The following is a 16,059-nucleotide window of genomic DNA, read 5'->3' as shown; positions in this document are numbered from 1 at the left end:
TCGAGCGCAACGACATGGTGATCGCCTTTGGCGGCGGGGTGATCGGCGATCTGGCGGGGTTTGCCGCGGCGATCCTGCGCCGGGGCGTGCGATTCGTGCAGATCCCCACCAGCCTGCTGGCGCAGGTCGACAGTTCGGTTGGTGGCAAGACGGGCATCAATGCCGGCGCGGGCAAGAACCTGGTCGGTGCGTTTCACCAGCCCAGCCTGGTGCTGGCGGATGTGGATCTGCTGCAGTCCATGCCCGAGCGCGATCTGCGCTCGGGTTATGGAGAGGTGGTCAAGTACGGGCTGCTCGGCGATGCCGATTTCTTCGACTGGCTCGAGGAAAACGGCCCGGCGAGTGCCGCCGGCGATACCGGCGCACGGATCACGGCGGTGAAATGGTCAGTCCGGATGAAGGCCGATATCGTCTGTCGGGACGAGCGCGAGCAGGGCGACCGGGCGCTTCTGAACCTCGGCCATACCTTCGGACATGCTCTTGAGGCGGCGACAGGTTATTCCGGCCGTGTCCTGCACGGCGAGGGCGTTGCCATCGGCTGCGCGCTGGCCTTCGAGTTGTCGTCGCGTCTCGGGCTCTGCTCGCAGGAGGATCCGTCGCGCGTGCGTGCCCACCTGCGCCAGATGGGGATGAAGGTCGATCTGGGCGACATTCCGGGCGATCTGCCGTCGGCCGAGGAGCTTCTGGCGCTGATGGGGCAGGACAAGAAGGTTGTGGCGGGCAGGCTGCGATTCGTTCTGGCGCGCGGCATCGGGCGGGCGTTCGTCAGTTCGGACGTGCCGCGTGACGCGATCGTGCGCCTGCTGTCGGACGAACTGGGCCGTGGCGGCTAGCGCGGCGGCATGATCCCGGTCGTCCTTGTCCATGGCGCGTGGGGCTGCGGAGAGATCTGGAGCGAGGTTGCGGCGATGCTGCGCGAACGGGGCATGCAGGTCGCCGCGGTCGATCTGCCCGGGCACGGACCGGGCGAGGCCGCCTCGGGCGAACATGGTCTGCTCGACTGCCGCGACCGGGTTGCCGGCGTTCTCGAATCCCTTGGGCGGGTGCTTCTGGTCGGACATTCGATGGGCGGCATGGTGATTTCCGCCGTCGCCGAGGTGCGTCCCGACCTGGTGGCGCGGCTGGGATATGTCGCCGCGTTCCTGCCGCGCGATGGCGATTCGCTGCTGTCGCTGAAACGGCGCGAGCCCGAGACCATCGGCCCCGCGGTGCGGCGCGGCCCGATTCGGGGAACAACGGTGCTCGATCCCGGAATTGCGGCGCCGATCCTGTTTCAGGATGCGATAGATGCACGGCGCGCACGCGGCCTGTCGCTGCTCAGGCCACAATCGAACGCGGTTCAGACCGATCCGGTGCGCCTGACCTCGCGCCGCTTCGGCGGCGTGCCGCGCGAATATGTGCTCTGCACCGCCGACCGCACGGTGACACCGCCGCTGCAACGCGCGATGAGCAGCCAGACCCCGGTCGAGCGGCGGTGGCAACTGGATTGCGGCCACTTCCCGCAGCTTACTGCCGCCGGCGATCTTGCCGGGATCCTGGCCACGATGGCCGCCCGGGCGGGCTGAGCGGCCAGAGCTGCCCCGTGATCGGTTATTGCAGATCGAGCAGCGATTGCAGGTGCAGCGCCATGCCCGTCAGCGCGGCGTCGTCGTCGGACACCACGGTGACCGAAAACTGCTCCATGAACCCGGAGAAACGCCCTTTGTCGCGCAGGCTTTCGATGAAACCCATCTCGACAAAATAGGGCGCCATGGCGCGGGACATGCCGCCGATCAGGAAGATGCCGCCGACCGGCAGCATCGTCAGGGCCAGATCGCCCGCCACCGCACCGACCAGCCGGCAGAAATATGCTGCCGCCTCGCGCGCGACCGGATCGCCGGCGGCGACGGCCGTCATGATCTCCTTGCCGCGCAGGACGGGGCGCTCCGGCGCGCCGGCTTCGGTGCAGGCGAATTCGTGAAGCGCCACCAGCCCGCGGCCTGAAAGGGCATCCTCGACCGAGGCGAAGCCATGCGCACGTTCGAGGAAACGCGCCAGCGTGACCTCGCGGTCGCTGCGCTGCGGCAGCGTGACGTGGCCGGTCTCGGCCGGCGGCACGAAACGCCCGTTGGCGGTGGAATAGACCGGCGCCGCGTTGAATCCGGTGCCAATTCCGATCACCAGCTGCGTCGCGTCGAGCCGTGGCGGCGGACCGGCGATCACCGGATAGAGCGCATCGGCAGGGATGTGCCCAAGCGCGTGCCCCTGCGCCTGAAGGTCGTTCAGCAGCGTCACCGTCCGGGCGCCGGTCGCCTTGGCGAGCGTATCGGTGTTGAGCGTCCAGTCGAGGTTGGTCATCGTTCCCACCCCGTCGCGCACCGGCCCGGCCATGGCGAGGCACACGGCCACCGGCGGCTCGGAGCCGGTTTCGGCGATGTAACGGCGCAGTACCGGTTCCAGCGAGGCGTATTCGGCATTCGGGAAGTGGCGCACCGAACCGTGAAGCACCTTTCCGCTGCGGGAAAGCGCGACGCGCGTGTTGGTGCCGCCGATATCGGCGAGCAGGCAGAGTGCGGACATCATGTTACCTCAACTGGCAAGTGCGGCTTTGAGCGCGTGATACGAGGCTTTCGGAGTACGTTCCAGCGTCTCGAAATCGACATGGACAAGACCGAACCGCTTTTCGTAGCCAAAGGACCATTCGTAATTGTCCATCAGCGACCAGACGAAATAGCCCCTGAGCGGCACGCCTTCGGCGATCGCCTGTTTCGCCGCGTCGAAATGCCGGGCGAGGTAGTCGATCCGTACCTGATCGTCCACCCAGCCGTCGATCACCAGATCCGGGTTGGCCATGCCGCTTTCAGTGACATAGATCGGCAGGTCGCCCGAGAAATCGGTGTGACAGCGGCGCAGGAAATGCAGCAGCCCCTCGGGGTAGATTTCCCATCCCATCTGGGTCTTGGGCAGCGGGCCCTCGATGCTGGTATGGGCCGGCCATGCGCCGCCGGTCGCCTTGACGATCTCGCGCGTGTAGTAGTTGACACCGAGCCAGTCGACCGGCGCGCCGATGATCTCCAGATCGTCCTGCCAGCCCTGCGGCAGGTACCTGCCCAGGGCATCGACGATGCGTTCGGGGTATTTCCTGCGGAACATCCCCGAGATGAAGAAGTTGTTATAGTAGTCGTCGAAGGTCGCCGCGGCCTCGATATCGGCGGGATCGTTGCTCGCCGGCTGGGCATAGGTGAAGTTGCAGACGGCGCCGATATCGCCGATTCCCATGGCGCGCAGCGCCTGCGCTGCGGTTCCGTGGGCCAGCAGCACGTTGTGCATGGCGCGGCTGGCGTCGCGGATGTTGCGGACGCCGGGCGCATGCACCCCCAGGAAATGGCTGAGGAAGCTGACGCACCAGAGCTCGTTTATCGTTGCGGTCTTCCATACGCGGTCGCCCAGACGGCGCATGATGATTTCGGCGTAATCGGCGAACCAGCCGGCGATATCCCTGTTGCGCCATCCGCCCATATCGTTCAGCGGTGAGGGCAATTCCCAGTGATAAAGCGTGATCATCGGCTTGATGCCGCGTTCGAGCATCCCGTCGACCAGCCGTTCGTAGAAGTCGAGCCCTTCCTCGTTCACCGTTCCGCGCCCCTCGGGCAGCACACGGGCCCAGGATGCCGAAAAGCGGTAGGCGTCGAACCCGGCGTCGCGGATCAGGTCGAGGTCCTGCGGCCAGCGGTGATAATGGTCGCAGGCGATGGCGCCGTTTTCGTTGCGCACCACGTTGCCCGGGGTTGCGGCGAAATCGTCCCAGTGGGTCGAGCCGGCGCCGCCGAAGGCGTGGCCCTCGATCTGGTAGGCGGCTGTCGAGGCGCCGAACTGGAACTGTTCGGGAAAATCGCTGCGCTTGTACATGTCGGGTCCTCAGTTGGGGGCGGGTCCGCTGGACGGGCCGATGATCAGGGAGGCTTCCAGCTTGGTCTGGACCGGCGCCGCGTCGGGCTCGTCGATCAGCTTCAGCAGGATGTTGGCACAGATATGCCCCGCCTCGCGCACCGAGGATTGCGTGGCGGTGAAGATCGGGATGCCATCGGTATCGTTCGACAGATACGAAAGCGCATCGTCATGGGTGACCAGGGAAACGTCGCGCCCGACCGTCAGCCCGGCGGCGCGGATAGCCCGGTCCGCCCCCAGCGCGATCATCATCGACGACACCAGAAACGCCGTGGGCGGATCGGGCAGGCACAGCATGCGGCTGGCTTCGGCGTAACCGTAACCTTCGGTCATTGCCGCGCTTGCCATGAGATCCGGGCTTGCGCGCACGCCGCGTTCCTTCAGCGCGTCGAGAAAGCCGTGGCGGCGGCGATGGGCGAAATCCATCGCCTCGAGCCCGTTGAGCAGGGCGATGCGCCGGTGGCCCAGATCCAGCAGGTGCGCCGTGGCACGATAGAAGGCGTGGCGATTGTCGATATCCATCCACGAATATTCGTCGTCATGGTCCGAAACCCGGCCGTGGACGACAAAGGGCAGCCCGAGCTGCTTGAGCATGGCGATGCGCAAATCCCCGGTCAGCGGTGCCTGCATGATCACCCCGTCGACGCGCCCCTTGGCGGCGAACGAACGGTAGACCGCGCTCTGATCGGCGTCGGCGACGATCGACAGGACAATGTCGTAGCCCCTTTCGGCGAGCGTTTCGCTGGCGCCGGCGACGAAATCGGTGAACACGGGGTTGACGATTTCCTGCTTGGCGGTCTGCGGCAGGATCAGACCCACCGCCATCGCCTTGCCGGTGGCAAGCGAACGCGCCCGGCTGTCGGGGTGGTAGCCGTGCCGTCGGGCCGCTTCGACGACCCTTTTTCGGGTGGCTTCCGAAACCTCCGGATAGCCGTTCAGGGCGCGGCTGACTGTCGTCTGACTCAGTCCGAGACTTGCGGCCAGGTCCTTGAGGTTCATTCTGCGTCTGCCCGAGTTGCCGGTTAAAGGTTACGACTCCCGGCTGGATCAGTCAAAGGGCTTTGGGACGGAAAACTGTTCACCCCGAGGCATATTTCACCCGGTCTGCCTGTTTTCCGGTGCATTCTTGTCCCGTTGACAGTCCGGTCGGGCCAGCTATGGTGCAAGGTGCTCAAAGCGCTTTGAAGACGATTCGAGGCGCAGGATGAACGGTCTTGGGCATGGGCCCGGGATAAAACGGGGAGGCAATTCATGAAATTTAACCTGTTGGCCAGCGCTGCCGGGATCGCCCTGATCGCGGGCGCGGCGGGTGCGGCGGATCTGGAATTCGCGCCCGGAGAGGGCGGATTCACCTGGGACAGCTATGAAGCGTTGAAGGAAATCGACCTTTCGGGCGAACAGATCACCGTCTTCGGTCCGTGGCTCGGCCCCGATCAGGAACTGGTCGAAAGCGTGCTGGAATATTTCCGCGAGGCGACCGGCGCCGATGTCCGCTATACCGGTTCGGACGGTTTCGAGCAGCAGATCGTCGTCGACCTCGAAGGGGGCTCGCCGCCCAACATCGCCGTCTTTCCGCAGCCCGGGCTGGCGGCCGACATGGCGCGCCGCGGCTTTTTGACGCCGCTTCCCGAAGGGACCGGCGACTGGCTGCGGGAAAACTACGCAGCCGGCGATTCCTGGGCCGACCTTGCGACCTTCGCCGGCCCGGACGGGACCGAGGCGACCTATGTCTTCCCGTTCAAGGCCGACATGAAATCGCTGGTCTGGTACGTGCCGGAGAATTTCGAGGATGCCGGTTATGAGATCCCCGAGACGATGGAGGACCTCAAGGCGCTGACCGAGCAGATCGTCGAGGACGGCGAAACGCCATGGTGCATCGGGCTCGGCTCGGGCGGCGCGACCGGCTGGCCGGCGACCGACTGGGTCGAGGATCTGGTGCTGCGCACGCAGCCGCCCGAGGTCTACGACGGCTGGGTCACCAACGAGATTCCGTTCAACGATCCGCGCATCGTCGAGGCGATCGAGGATTTCGGCTGGTTCGCCAAGAACGACGATTTCGTCGCCGGCGGGGTGAATTCGGTCGCCGCGACCGATTTCCGCGACAGCCCCAAGGGTCTGTTCTCCTCGCCGCCGCAATGTTACCTGCACCGCATGGCGTCGTTCATCCCGTCCTTCTTCCCGGAAGGCACGCTTATTCCCGACGATGCCGATTTCTTCTACTTCCCGGCCTATGCCGAGAAGGACCTCGGCAAGCCGGTTCTCGGTGCCGGCACGATGTTCGCCATCACCAAGGACAGCGGCGGGGCGCAGGAACTGATCAGGTTCCTCGAAAGCCCGATCGCGCATGAGATCTGGATGGCGCAAAGCGGCTTCCTGACCCCGTTCAAGGGTGCCAATCAGGAAGTCTTCGGCGATCCGACGCTGAAGAAGATGAACGAGATCCTGCTCAACGCCGACACGTTCCGCTTCGACGGATCGGATCTGATGCCGGGCGGTGTCGGCGCGGGTGCCTTCTGGACCGGCATGGTCGATTACACCGGCGGCAAGAGCGCGCAGGATGTGGCCGACCAGATCCAGAGATCCTGGGACGCGCTGAAATAGGCGCCGTTCAGGCGGGCGGGGCGCAGGCCGTGCCGCCCGCACATGACAGAAGGCCCGCAGGGGCCTTGTGGGAAGCATCGTAGGGGGAGGCGAAATGCACCCAGCATTGCAAGGGCTCGTGACCATCATCATCGGGGTCGGGGGCTGTGTCGGTTACTTCTATCTGTCCAATTTCCTGCTGGACCGGTTTCTCCTGCCCGCGCGGGCAATGAGCGCCGCGCAGGCCGCCGGCCGCCGCAAGATCGGCACGGTGTTCTTTTTCGTCCTGCCGGCGCTCGCCATCGCGGCGCTTTACCTGGGCTATTTCCTGTCGCACGGCATCTTCAGCGCCGCCGGTATCTTCTGGCTGCTCATCTGCGCCGTGCTGATCTTCGGGCTCTGGCGACTGAACAACTTCATCTTCGGCGAGGGCGAATTGTCGGCCGGCCGCAACATCAGCCATGCCAACATGATCCGGCCGTGGCTGTTCCTTCTGCCGGCGATCATCGCGCTCGGGCTATACCTGACCTATCCGGTCTTTGAAACGCTCCGGCTCTCGCTGACCGAACGGGTTCCCGGCGGCGGGTATCGCTGGGTCTGGGGGGCGAACTACGCCCAGATGTTCGCCGAGCCGAAGTTCTGGGAAGCGATGAAGAACAACATGGTCTGGCTCATCGTCGTGCCCGCCATGTCGACGCTTTTCGGCCTTCTGGTGGCGCAACTCACCGACCGCATCTCGTGGGGCAACTTCGCCAAGATGCTGGTGTTCATGCCGATGGCGATCTCGATGGTCGGCGCCTCGGTGATCTGGAAGCTGGTCTATGACGCGCGCCCGGCCGATCAGGACCAGATCGGTATCCTGAACGCGCTCTGGGTCGGCGTGGGCGGCGATCCGCAGCAATGGCTGACGCTTCCGTTCTGGAACAACTTCTTCCTGATGGCGGTGCTGATCTGGATCCAGACCGGCTTTGCCATGGTCATCCTCTCGGCCGCGCTGCGCGGCATTCCGGAGGAAACCGTCGAAGCGGCCATCGTCGACGGCGCCGGGCCGTTCCAGGTCTTCTTCAAGATCAAGGTGCCGCAGATCATGTCCACCATCGTTGTCGTCTGGACGACGATCACGCTGGTCGTGCTCAAGGTCTTCGACATCGTCTACGCCATGACCAACGGCCAGTGGGGCACGCAGGTTCTGGCGAACTACATGTACGACAAGCTGTTCCGCGCCAACGACTGGGGTGTGGGATCGGCCAGCGCGATGATCATCATGCTGCTGGTCACGCCGATCCTGATCTGGAACGTGCGCAACGCGCGCAAGGAAATGCGGTAGGAGGCCGGAAACATGGACAATATCGCAGGCACAAAATCCAGCCTTACCTGGGCGGTCCACCTTTCGGTTCTGTTCCTGGTGGTTCTGTGGCTGTTTCCAACGGTGGGATTGTTCGTCTCGTCGTTCCGGACCGCCGACCAGATCGCCACCTCGGGGTGGTGGCGTTCGATGTTCGCCTCCGAGCAGAACCTCGTGGTACGCGCCGCGCCGCCCTCCCAGCAGGTCCGGGAAGGCGAGCGTTTCGTGATCGCCGGCAACCTGTTCGAGGGCGGTTCGGGCGGCACGATCTCGCACTGGGGAACAACCTCGCGCAATATCGATGCCTATCAGGCCGGCGACACCGCCGATCTGGGCGACGGCGAGGAGATCACCGTTCAGGCCGATGGCTCCTACCGGCTCGAAAGCCTGACGGAAATGTCGGGCAACCGCGGCCAGCGGGTATTCGTTACCGCAACGACACCGCCCGAGTTCACGCTCGACAACTACTACAACATGCTGTTCGACCCGGCGAACCGGGAGGGCATGTCCAAGGCGTTCTTCTCGACCCTGACGGTGACCATTCCGGCAACGATCATCCCGATCCTTATCGCGGCCTTCGCCGCCTATGCGCTGGCGTGGATGGAGTTTCCCGGCCGGGCGCTGCTGATCGCGGCGGTCGTGGGCCTGCTGGTGGTGCCGCTGCAACTGGCGCTGATCCCGCTGCTGAAGTTCCACAATTTCATCGGTATCGGAAAGGGGTATCTGGGTGTGTGGCTGGCCCACACCGGCTTTGGCCTGCCGCTGGCGATCTATCTGCTGCGCAACTACATGGTCGGTCTGCCGCGCGACATCATCGAGAACGCCAAGGTGGACGGCGCGACCGATTTCCAGATCTTCGTCAAGATCATCCTGCCGTTGTCGTTCCCGGCGCTCGCCTCCTTTGCCATCTTCCAGTTCCTGTGGACATGGAACGACCTGCTGGTTGCCATGGTCTTTCTGGTCGATTCCACCGGCGAGACGACGGTGATGACCAAGCAGATCGTCGAGCTTCTCGGCACGCGCGGCGGCAACTGGGAAATTCTCGCCACGGCGGCCTTCATCTCGATGGCGGTGCCGATCGCGGTGTTCTTTGCCATGCAACGCTATCTGGTTCGCGGCCTGCTGGCCGGGTCGGTCAAGTAAGAGAATACAATGAGAAACGACAACCTTTCAGTTCCGGCAGATCCGGACTGGTGGCGGGGCGCGGTGCTCTACCAGATCTATCCGCGTTCCTATCAGGACAGCAACGGCGACGGGATCGGCGATTTGTTCGGCATCATGCACCGGCTGCCCCATATCGCCAGCCTCGGGGTGGATTGCATCTGGATTTCGCCGTTCTTCCGCTCGCCCATGCTCGATTTCGGCTATGACGTTTCGGACTACCGCGATGTCGATCCGATGTTCGGCACGCTGGCCGATTTCGATGCGCTGATCGAAACGACGCATCAGCTTGGTCTCCGGGTGATGATCGACCTTGTGCTTTCGCACACATCGTCCGAGCATCCGTGGTTCAAGGAAAGCCGCCTGAACCGCCACAACCCGCGTGCCAACTGGTATGTCTGGGCCGACCCGAAGCCGGACGGGACGCCGCCGAACAACTGGCTCAGCATTTTCGGGGGCTCCGCGTGGGAGTGGGACGGCGAGCGGATGCAGTATTATCTGCACAACTTCCTCAGGGAACAGCCGGACCTGAACTTTCACGAACCGCAGGTTCAGGATGCGCTGCTCGACATCGCGCGATTCTGGCTCGAACGCGGGGTCGACGGGTTCCGGCTGGACACGGTGAACTTCTATGTTCACGACCAGCAGTTGCGCGACAATCCGGCCCTGCCGCCCGAGCAGATCAACGACAAGACGGCACCGGCGGTGAACCCCTACAACTTCCAGGATCACCTCTACGACAAGACCCAGCCGGAAAACCTCGATTTCCTGAAACGGCTTCGCGAGGTGATGAACGACTACACTGCCATCACCTCGGTGGGCGAGGTGGGCGAAAGCCAGCGCGGGGCCGAGGTGCAGGCCGCCTATACCTCGGGTGGCGACAAGCTGCACATGTGCTACGATTTCGCGCTTCTTTCCAACGAGTTTCCGACCGGCGTTCACCTGAACGACACGGTGGAATCGTTTGGGGAAACCGCCCCCGACGGCTGGGCCTGCTGGGCGTTTTCCAACCACGACGTGGTGCGCCACAAGTCGCGCTGGAACCTGTCGCCCGCCGCGGCCAGGGTCTATGCGGCGGCGCTTCTGTCGCTTCGCGGCAGCGTCTGCCTCTATCAGGGCGAGGAGCTTGGCTTCAACGAGGCACATGTCGCCTTCAAGGATCTTCAGGACCCCTATGGCAAACGCTTCTGGCCCAGGTTCAAGGGCCGCGACGGCTGCCGCACGCCGATCGCGTGGGTCCAGGACAACGCCAACGGCGGGTTCACCGACGGCACGCCATGGCTTCCGGTTGCGTCAGACCAGATCGCGCATGCGGCCTCGACGCAGGAGGACGATCCGGAATCGATGCTGAACACCTATCGCCGGATGATCCGCCTGCGGAAGAACAACCCGGCGCTGGTGAAGGGAAGCTACGTACCGGTGGCGGCCGAGGAACAGTACCTCGCTTTCATCCGCGAACACGAGGGGATTCGCCTCTTCTGCGCGTTCAACCTGTCGGATCAGACGCGCGAGGTGAAGCTGCCAGAGGGCACGTGGGACAGGCTTGAAGATGCGCCGTTCCACCCGGAATTTCCAATTTTCAAGACGGGCGGTATTGTGCTTCCGCCCTATGAGGCGGCTTTCGCCGTCGCGACAGACGCCTGAGGAGGGGAGCCGATATGGCCGGACTTAAACTGACCAATGTCGCCAAGAGCTATGGCGATGTCGATGTGCTCAAGGATATCAACCTGGATATCGAAGCGGGCGAACTGATCGTCTTTGTCGGACCTTCGGGTTGCGGCAAGTCGACACTTCTGCGGATGATCGCCGGGCTGGAGAGCATTACCGGCGGAACGCTTGAGATCGACAAGCAGGTGGTGAACGATATTCCGCCCGCGCAGCGCGGTATCGCGATGGTGTTCCAGAGCTACGCGCTCTATCCGCACATGACCGTATACGACAACATGGCCTTCGCGCTGAAACTGGCCAACAAGTCGAAGGACGAGATTGCGGCAGCGGTGAAGAAGGCGGCGGATATCCTGCAACTTACGCCATATCTCGAACGCCTGCCCAAGGCGCTTTCGGGCGGCCAGCGCCAGCGGGTCGCCATCGGGCGCTGCATCGTGCGCGACCCAAAGGTGTTCCTGTTCGACGAGCCGCTCTCCAACCTCGATGCCGCGCTTCGCGTCGCCACCCGGCTGGAGATTGCCCAGCTCAAGGAGAGCATGCCGGACCGGACGATGATCTATGTCACCCACGACCAGGTCGAGGCGATGACGCTGGCCAGCCGTATTGTCGTTCTGGCAAACAAGGGCATCAGCCAGGTCGGCACGCCGCTGGAGCTATACGAAAAGCCGAAGAACGAATTTGTCGCCCAGTTCATCGGTTCGCCGGCGATGAACCTGCTTCCCGGCTGGATCGTCGAGACCGGCGAGCGGACGACGATCGAACTCGACGGCGGGCATGGCAAGGTGGTATCGGCCTATCCGTCGAAGGAAGGTGACAAGGGGGCGCAGGTCCGCATCGGCATCCGGCCCGAGGATTTCACCCTGACCGAGGATGGCTCGGGGTATTCGGGCGTGGTGAACGTGCAGGAAAACCTCGGCGAGGTGACGCTGCTGTTCTTCGTGCCCGAAAAGCCGGGTGTCGACCCGGTGATCGCCAAACTGCCCGGCATCCATTTGGGAATGAAGGGCGAGAAGCTGCACATGACGGCGGCGCCGGAAAAGGTGCATGTCTTCAAGGACGGGATCTCGCTGCTTTACCGCTAGAGTCCGACCGGCGCGCCGGATTTTGCGGGCGCGCCGGAATTCCGCCTTTTTACGAGTGAACTCCCGCTCCGTCGGGAGGCCCGCGTTCCCGGGTTTTGCCGGTCTTCCGTTTGGCGCACCCTGATCGGTGGTGCTGACCGGCGAGACCGGCGCATCCGCGGATGCGGGCCGTTGTGTTTTCTCCAGCGCCGGTTCCTGCCGGCGTCCCGCTGCTTCCTGCGATATTCCGATACAGCGATATCCCGCGCAAACCACAAAATCTGCGCGGCGCCAGATGGCAATTACAACATGCGGGGTTTCCTGCCGGCAGAATCCATGTATAGGGGATGCGCCAAACGACCCCCCTCAAGGAGAGTGCGATGGAGATTCGTGAGGCGCTGACCTTCGATGACGTTCTGCTTGTTCCCGCCGCCAGCCGGGTGCTGCCGGCGCAGGCCGATACCGCGACATGGGCGAGCAGAACGATCAGGCTCAACATCCCGCTTCTGAGTTCGGCGATGGATACCGTTACCGAGGCAGAAATGGCGATCGCCATGGCGCAGGCCGGTGGCATGGGGGTGCTGCACCGCAACCTGTCCATTGACGAGCAGGCAAGCCAGGTACGTCGCGTCAAACGGTTCGAAAGCGGCGTGGTCTACGCCCCGGTCACGCTGACCGCCGATCAGACGCTGGCCGACGCCAAGGCGCTTCAGGCGCGTTACAGCATCACCGGTTTCCCGGTGGTGGACGAACACGGGCATGTGGTGGGAATCGTCACCAACCGCGACATGCGGTTTGCCAACGCCGACGATACGCCGGTGCGCGCGATGATGACCTCGCAGAACCTTGCCGTGCTGACCGAGCCTGCCGACCTCGACGAGGCGCGGGCGATGATGCGCGAACGCCGGATCGAAAAGCTGCTGGTCACCGACAGATCGGGCCGGCTGACCGGCCTGCTGACGCTGAAGGATATCGAACAGGCGGTACTGAATCCGCATGCCTGCAAGGATGCGCTCGGCCGCCTGCGGGTTGCTGCCGCCTCGACGGTGGGCGATGCCGGCTTCGAGCGCAGTCAGGCGCTGGTGGATGCGGGCGTCGACATGATCGTGATCGATACGGCGCACGGGCATTCCGAAGGTGTCGCCAGAGCGGTCGAGCGTGCCAAGCGGCTTTCGAACGACGTGCAGATCGTGGCCGGCAATGTGGCGACGGGCGAGGCGACCCGCGCGCTGATCGACGCGGGTGCCGATGCGGTCAAGGTCGGGATCGGGCCGGGCTCGATCTGTACGACGCGGATGGTCGCCGGGGTCGGCGTGCCGCAGCTTACCGCCATCATGGATTGCGCCCGCGCCGCGGGCGACGTGCCGGTGATCGCCGATGGCGGCATCAAGTTCTCGGGCGATTTCGCCAAGGCCATTGCGGCCGGCGCAAGCTGCGCCATGGTGGGCTCCATGCTGGCGGGAACCGACGAATCGCCGGGCGAGGTGATCCTCTATCAGGGACGGTCGTTCAAATCCTATCGCGGCATGGGCTCGCTTGGGGCGATGGCGCGCGGCTCGGCCGACCGCTATTTCCAGAAGGACGCGGCCAGCGATAAGCTGGTGCCCGAGGGGATCGAAGGGCAGGTGCCCTACAAGGGCGGTGCGGCGGCGGTGATCCATCAACTGGTCGGCGGCCTGCGCGCCGCCATGGGCTATACCGGCAAGGCCTCGATCGAGGATATGCGCGGCGGCTGCGCGTTCGTTCGCATTACCGGCGCAGGGCTGAAGGAAAGCCACGTTCACGACGTGCAGATCACCCGCGAGTCGCCGAACTACCGGCTGGGCTGATCCGGCGCGCCGCGATCCGCACTGCGGGAGCGAAGGTGGGCAATGCAGCCGTGGGCGTTTCGAAATGGCATTTGTCCGCGCCGTCAGCGAACGCCGATTTCCGCCAGCGCGGCCGACAGGCCGGGTGGCAGGCTGTCCTCGTTCTGCCGGTTCGCGGCCAGATCGCGCGGCGCGTCGTCCTGAACAAGGTAGCGCCAGCCCTGAAAGGGGCGGCGCGGAACGGGTTCGGTGCGGAACACCTCGGGGTCGAGCACCAGCCCGCAGCGGCTGATGCCGTCCTCGCCAAGGATTTTCTCCAGCCGCAGCACACGCTGCCGGGCGAGGATCAGCCCCTTGAACACCCAGTAAAGCGAGCCTTCGTTCAGAAGCTCGGCTTCGCGGCGCGGCCACATCCGCGTGATGTGGCGCGGCAGTCCGTCCGGCCACAGCCGGCGCCGCGACGCCTGCCAGTCGGTCAGGTCCTCGACTTTCTCCGCTCCGACGCAGAGTTTTACGAGATGAACAGTCCTTGCCACCGAATCCCTTTCATTCATTGGAACATATCGTAGCTTCATTCAAAGCGGCTTCAAACTGTTGTGGTTGCCTGCTATCGTTGGGCGTTCCAGGACAACGAGGAAACCCGATGAGCCGCTTCGCCGCCCCGATCGCCGAATCCATCTGGGATATGAAATACCGGCTGAAACAGGCTGATGGAACACCTCTGGACCTGACGGTCGAGGACACCTGGCGGCGAATTGCGCGCGCGCTGGCGGAATCCGAGGCCGATCCCGCCACCCGGGAGGAGGAATTCTATCGCGCGCTTGAGGATTTCCGCTTTCTTCCCGCCGGGCGTATCGTGGCCGGGGCCGGAACCGGGCGTACGGTGACGCTGTTCAACTGTTTCGTGATGGGCACTATTCCCGATAGCATGGGCGGCATCTTCGACATGCTGAAGGAAGCGGCCCTGACCATGCAGCAGGGCGGCGGGATCGGCTACGATTTCTCGACCATCCGGCCCAGGGGGGCAGATGTGAAGGGGGTGGCGGCCGATGCGTCGGGTCCGCTTTCCTTCATGGATGTGTGGGATGCGATGTGCCGTACCATCATGTCGGCCGGCTCGCGCCGCGGGGCGATGATGGCGACGATGCGCTGCGATCACCCCGATATCGAGAGCTTCATCTCCGCCAAATCGGATCCGGCCCGCCTGCGCATGTTCAATATGTCGGTGCTGGTAACCGATGCCTTCATGGAGGCGGTCCGGGCCGGCGCGTCCTGGGATCTGATCTTTGACGAAAGGGTCTATCGAACGGTTGCGGCGCGCGATCTGTGGAGCGCGATCATGAAGTCGACATATGAATTCGCCGAACCGGGCGTGATCTTCATAGACCGCATAAATCAGATGAACAATCTTCGCTACTGCGAGGAAATCGCAGCGACAAATCCGTGTGGTGAGCAGCCGCTTCCGCCCTATGGCGCCTGCCTTCTGGGCTCGGTCAACCTTGCCCGGCTGGTGCGGGAGCCGTTCGAAGACGGGGCGAAAATCGACGAGACGGAACTGGACGAACTCGTGGCGACGGCGGTTCGCATGATGGACAATGTGGTGGATACGTCGCGCTTCCCCCTGCCGCAGCAGGCCGAGGAGGCGCGCACCAAGCGCCGGATCGGGCTGGGCGTCACCGGGCTGGCGGATGCGCTGCTGATGGTCGGGCTGCGCTACGGTTCGGACGAAGCGGCGCGTCAGACAGAGCGCTGGTTGCACCGGATCGCGCGCGCCGCATATCTGGCGTCGGTCGATCTGGCGCGGGAGAAGGGCGTCTTTCCCCTGTTCGAGGCTGAAAGTTACCTCGCCAGCGGCTCTCTTGCGCATATGGACGAGGATGTGCGCGCGGCGATTGCCGCGCATGGCATCCGGAACGCGCTGCTGACCTCGATCGCGCCGACGGGAACGATCAGCCTCTTTGCCGGCAATGTATCGTCCGGAATCGAGCCCGTCTTTGCCTACAGCTACACGCGCAAGGTGCTGCAAAAGGACGGCTCGCGCAGCGAGGAAGAGGTGGTGGATTATGCGGTGCGTCTGTGGCGCGAAAAATTCGGCGATGCCGACCTGCCGGCGTTTTTCGTCAACGCCCAGACGCTTTCGCCGGCCGAGCATGTGCGGATGCAGGCGGCGGCACAGAAATGGGTGGATTCGTCGATCTCGAAGACGATCAACTGCCCGGAGGATATCGCCTTCGGTGATTTCGAGGAGGTGTACCTTCAGGCCTGGGAAGCCGGCTGCAAGGGCTGCACCACCTACCGGCCCAACGCGGTGACGGGTTCGGTTCTGAGCGTGGCGAAAGACGAACTGCGCGGCTCAAGCTCGCCGGAAGCGCCGGCGGTGGTCAGCCGGGACGGGGCCGAACCGCTGACGCCGCATGGCGACGTTGTCTATCTGTCCGAGCCGCTCGACCGCCCGCAATCGCTCGAAGGACATACCTACAAGGTGAAATGGCCTGACAGCGAGCACGCG

13 protein-coding genes are annotated in these 16,059 nt (G+C 64.1%); 9 read left to right on the top strand and 4 right to left on the bottom strand.

The window, feature by feature from the left end; translation table 11 throughout:
- Both aroB and ACK5IR_RS00410 read left to right on the top strand, forming a co-directional pair.
- Nucleotides 1-833, top strand: an 833-nt coding sequence (aroB, locus tag ACK5IR_RS00415) for a 3-dehydroquinate synthase (protein WP_416924779.1), incomplete at its 5' end; no start/stop codon positions are given.
- Nucleotides 834-842: 9 nt separating this feature from the next.
- Complete coding sequence (locus ACK5IR_RS00410) at nt 843-1,565, top strand: alpha/beta fold hydrolase (RefSeq protein ID WP_416924777.1); 723 nt, start codon at nt 843-845, stop codon at nt 1,563-1,565.
- A 25-nt stretch (nt 1,566-1,590) separates the two neighbouring features.
- Here ACK5IR_RS00410 and ACK5IR_RS00405 read toward each other — a convergent pair whose 3' ends face one another.
- From ACK5IR_RS00405 to ACK5IR_RS00395, 3 genes are read right to left on the bottom strand one after another with little or no spacing between them, the layout of a single operon-like run.
- Nucleotides 1,591-2,559, bottom strand: a complete 969-nt coding sequence (locus ACK5IR_RS00405) for an ROK family protein (protein ID WP_416924775.1) — start codon at nt 2,557-2,559, stop codon at nt 1,591-1,593.
- 9 nt (nt 2,560-2,568) lie between these two features.
- A complete protein-coding gene (locus ACK5IR_RS00400) occupies nt 2,569-3,888 on the bottom strand; it encodes a GH1 family beta-glucosidase (protein WP_416924773.1) in 1,320 nt (439 codons plus the stop codon).
- A 9-nt stretch (nt 3,889-3,897) separates the two neighbouring features.
- The gene (locus tag ACK5IR_RS00395; protein ID WP_416924771.1) at nt 3,898-4,926 is read right to left on the bottom strand and encodes a LacI family DNA-binding transcriptional regulator; all 1,029 of its coding nucleotides are present in this window, start codon (nt 4,924-4,926) and stop codon (nt 3,898-3,900) included.
- A 252-nt stretch (nt 4,927-5,178) separates the two neighbouring features.
- Here ACK5IR_RS00395 and ACK5IR_RS00390 point away from each other — a divergent pair, with 252 nt between their 5' ends.
- From ACK5IR_RS00390 to guaB, 6 genes are all read left to right on the top strand, one after another.
- Nucleotides 5,179-6,528 carry an ABC transporter substrate-binding protein gene (locus tag ACK5IR_RS00390; protein WP_416924769.1) on the top strand — a complete coding sequence of 450 codons (1,350 nt, stop codon included), beginning with the start codon at nt 5,179-5,181 and terminating at the stop codon, nt 6,526-6,528.
- 94 nt (nt 6,529-6,622) lie between these two features.
- Nucleotides 6,623-7,834, top strand: coding sequence for a carbohydrate ABC transporter permease (locus tag ACK5IR_RS00385; RefSeq protein ID WP_416924767.1), 1,212 nt, complete (start codon nt 6,623-6,625; stop codon nt 7,832-7,834).
- Between the two features lie 12 nt (nt 7,835-7,846).
- A complete protein-coding gene (locus ACK5IR_RS00380) occupies nt 7,847-8,995 on the top strand; it encodes a carbohydrate ABC transporter permease (protein WP_416924765.1) in 1,149 nt (382 codons plus the stop codon).
- A gap of 9 nt (nt 8,996-9,004) precedes the next feature.
- Nucleotides 9,005-10,657, top strand: coding sequence for an alpha-glucosidase family protein (locus tag ACK5IR_RS00375; RefSeq protein WP_416924763.1), 1,653 nt, complete (start codon nt 9,005-9,007; stop codon nt 10,655-10,657).
- A 14-nt stretch (nt 10,658-10,671) separates the two neighbouring features.
- Nucleotides 10,672-11,763, top strand: a complete 1,092-nt coding sequence (locus ACK5IR_RS00370; RefSeq protein WP_416924761.1) for an ABC transporter ATP-binding protein — start codon at nt 10,672-10,674, stop codon at nt 11,761-11,763.
- Nucleotides 11,764-12,122: 359 nt separating this feature from the next.
- Nucleotides 12,123-13,571, top strand: coding sequence for an IMP dehydrogenase (guaB, locus tag ACK5IR_RS00365; RefSeq protein ID WP_416924759.1), 1,449 nt, complete (start codon nt 12,123-12,125; stop codon nt 13,569-13,571).
- A gap of 83 nt (nt 13,572-13,654) precedes the next feature.
- Here guaB and ACK5IR_RS00360 read toward each other — a convergent pair whose 3' ends face one another.
- On the bottom strand, nt 13,655-14,104 hold the full coding sequence (locus tag ACK5IR_RS00360) for a DUF1489 family protein (RefSeq protein ID WP_416924757.1): 450 nt from the start codon (nt 14,102-14,104) through the stop codon (nt 13,655-13,657).
- An 89-nt stretch (nt 14,105-14,193) separates the two neighbouring features.
- On the opposite strand from ACK5IR_RS00360, the gene ACK5IR_RS00355 reads away from it, so the two are divergent.
- A partial coding sequence (locus ACK5IR_RS00355) for an adenosylcobalamin-dependent ribonucleoside-diphosphate reductase (protein ID WP_416924755.1) occupies nt 14,194-16,059 on the top strand: 1,866 nt, incomplete at its 3' end.

The organism is Tropicimonas sp. (genome assembly GCF_047971885.1).
Taxonomy (GTDB): Bacteria; Pseudomonadota; Alphaproteobacteria; order Rhodobacterales; family Rhodobacteraceae; genus Tropicimonas.
The sequence above is the reverse complement of the archived record's forward strand: the minus strand, read 5'-3'. Positions and strand labels throughout refer to the sequence as shown.

Bases quoted from the DNA above. Each gene is read 5' to 3' on its own strand.
- ACK5IR_RS00410 (WP_416924777.1), top strand. From the start codon at position 843: ATGATCCCGGTCGTCCTTGTCCATGGCGCGTGGGGCTGCGGAGAGATC.
- ACK5IR_RS00370 (WP_416924761.1), top strand. From the start codon at position 10,672: ATGGCCGGACTTAAACTGACCAATGTCGCCAAGAGCTATGGCGATGTC.
- ACK5IR_RS00405 (WP_416924775.1), bottom strand. From the start codon at position 2,559: ATGTCCGCACTCTGCCTGCTCGCCGATATCGGCGGCACCAACACGCGC.
- ACK5IR_RS00385 (WP_416924767.1), top strand. From the start codon at position 6,623: ATGCACCCAGCATTGCAAGGGCTCGTGACCATCATCATCGGGGTCGGG.
- ACK5IR_RS00400 (WP_416924773.1), bottom strand. From the start codon at position 3,888: ATGTACAAGCGCAGCGATTTTCCCGAACAGTTCCAGTTCGGCGCCTCG.
- ACK5IR_RS00395 (WP_416924771.1), bottom strand. From the start codon at position 4,926: ATGAACCTCAAGGACCTGGCCGCAAGTCTCGGACTGAGTCAGACGACA.
- ACK5IR_RS00375 (WP_416924763.1), top strand. From the start codon at position 9,005: ATGAGAAACGACAACCTTTCAGTTCCGGCAGATCCGGACTGGTGGCGG.
- ACK5IR_RS00380 (WP_416924765.1), top strand. From the start codon at position 7,847: ATGGACAATATCGCAGGCACAAAATCCAGCCTTACCTGGGCGGTCCAC.
- ACK5IR_RS00360 (WP_416924757.1), bottom strand. From the start codon at position 14,104: ATGAATGAAAGGGATTCGGTGGCAAGGACTGTTCATCTCGTAAAACTC.
- guaB (WP_416924759.1), top strand. From the start codon at position 12,123: ATGGAGATTCGTGAGGCGCTGACCTTCGATGACGTTCTGCTTGTTCCC.
- ACK5IR_RS00390 (WP_416924769.1), top strand. From the start codon at position 5,179: ATGAAATTTAACCTGTTGGCCAGCGCTGCCGGGATCGCCCTGATCGCG.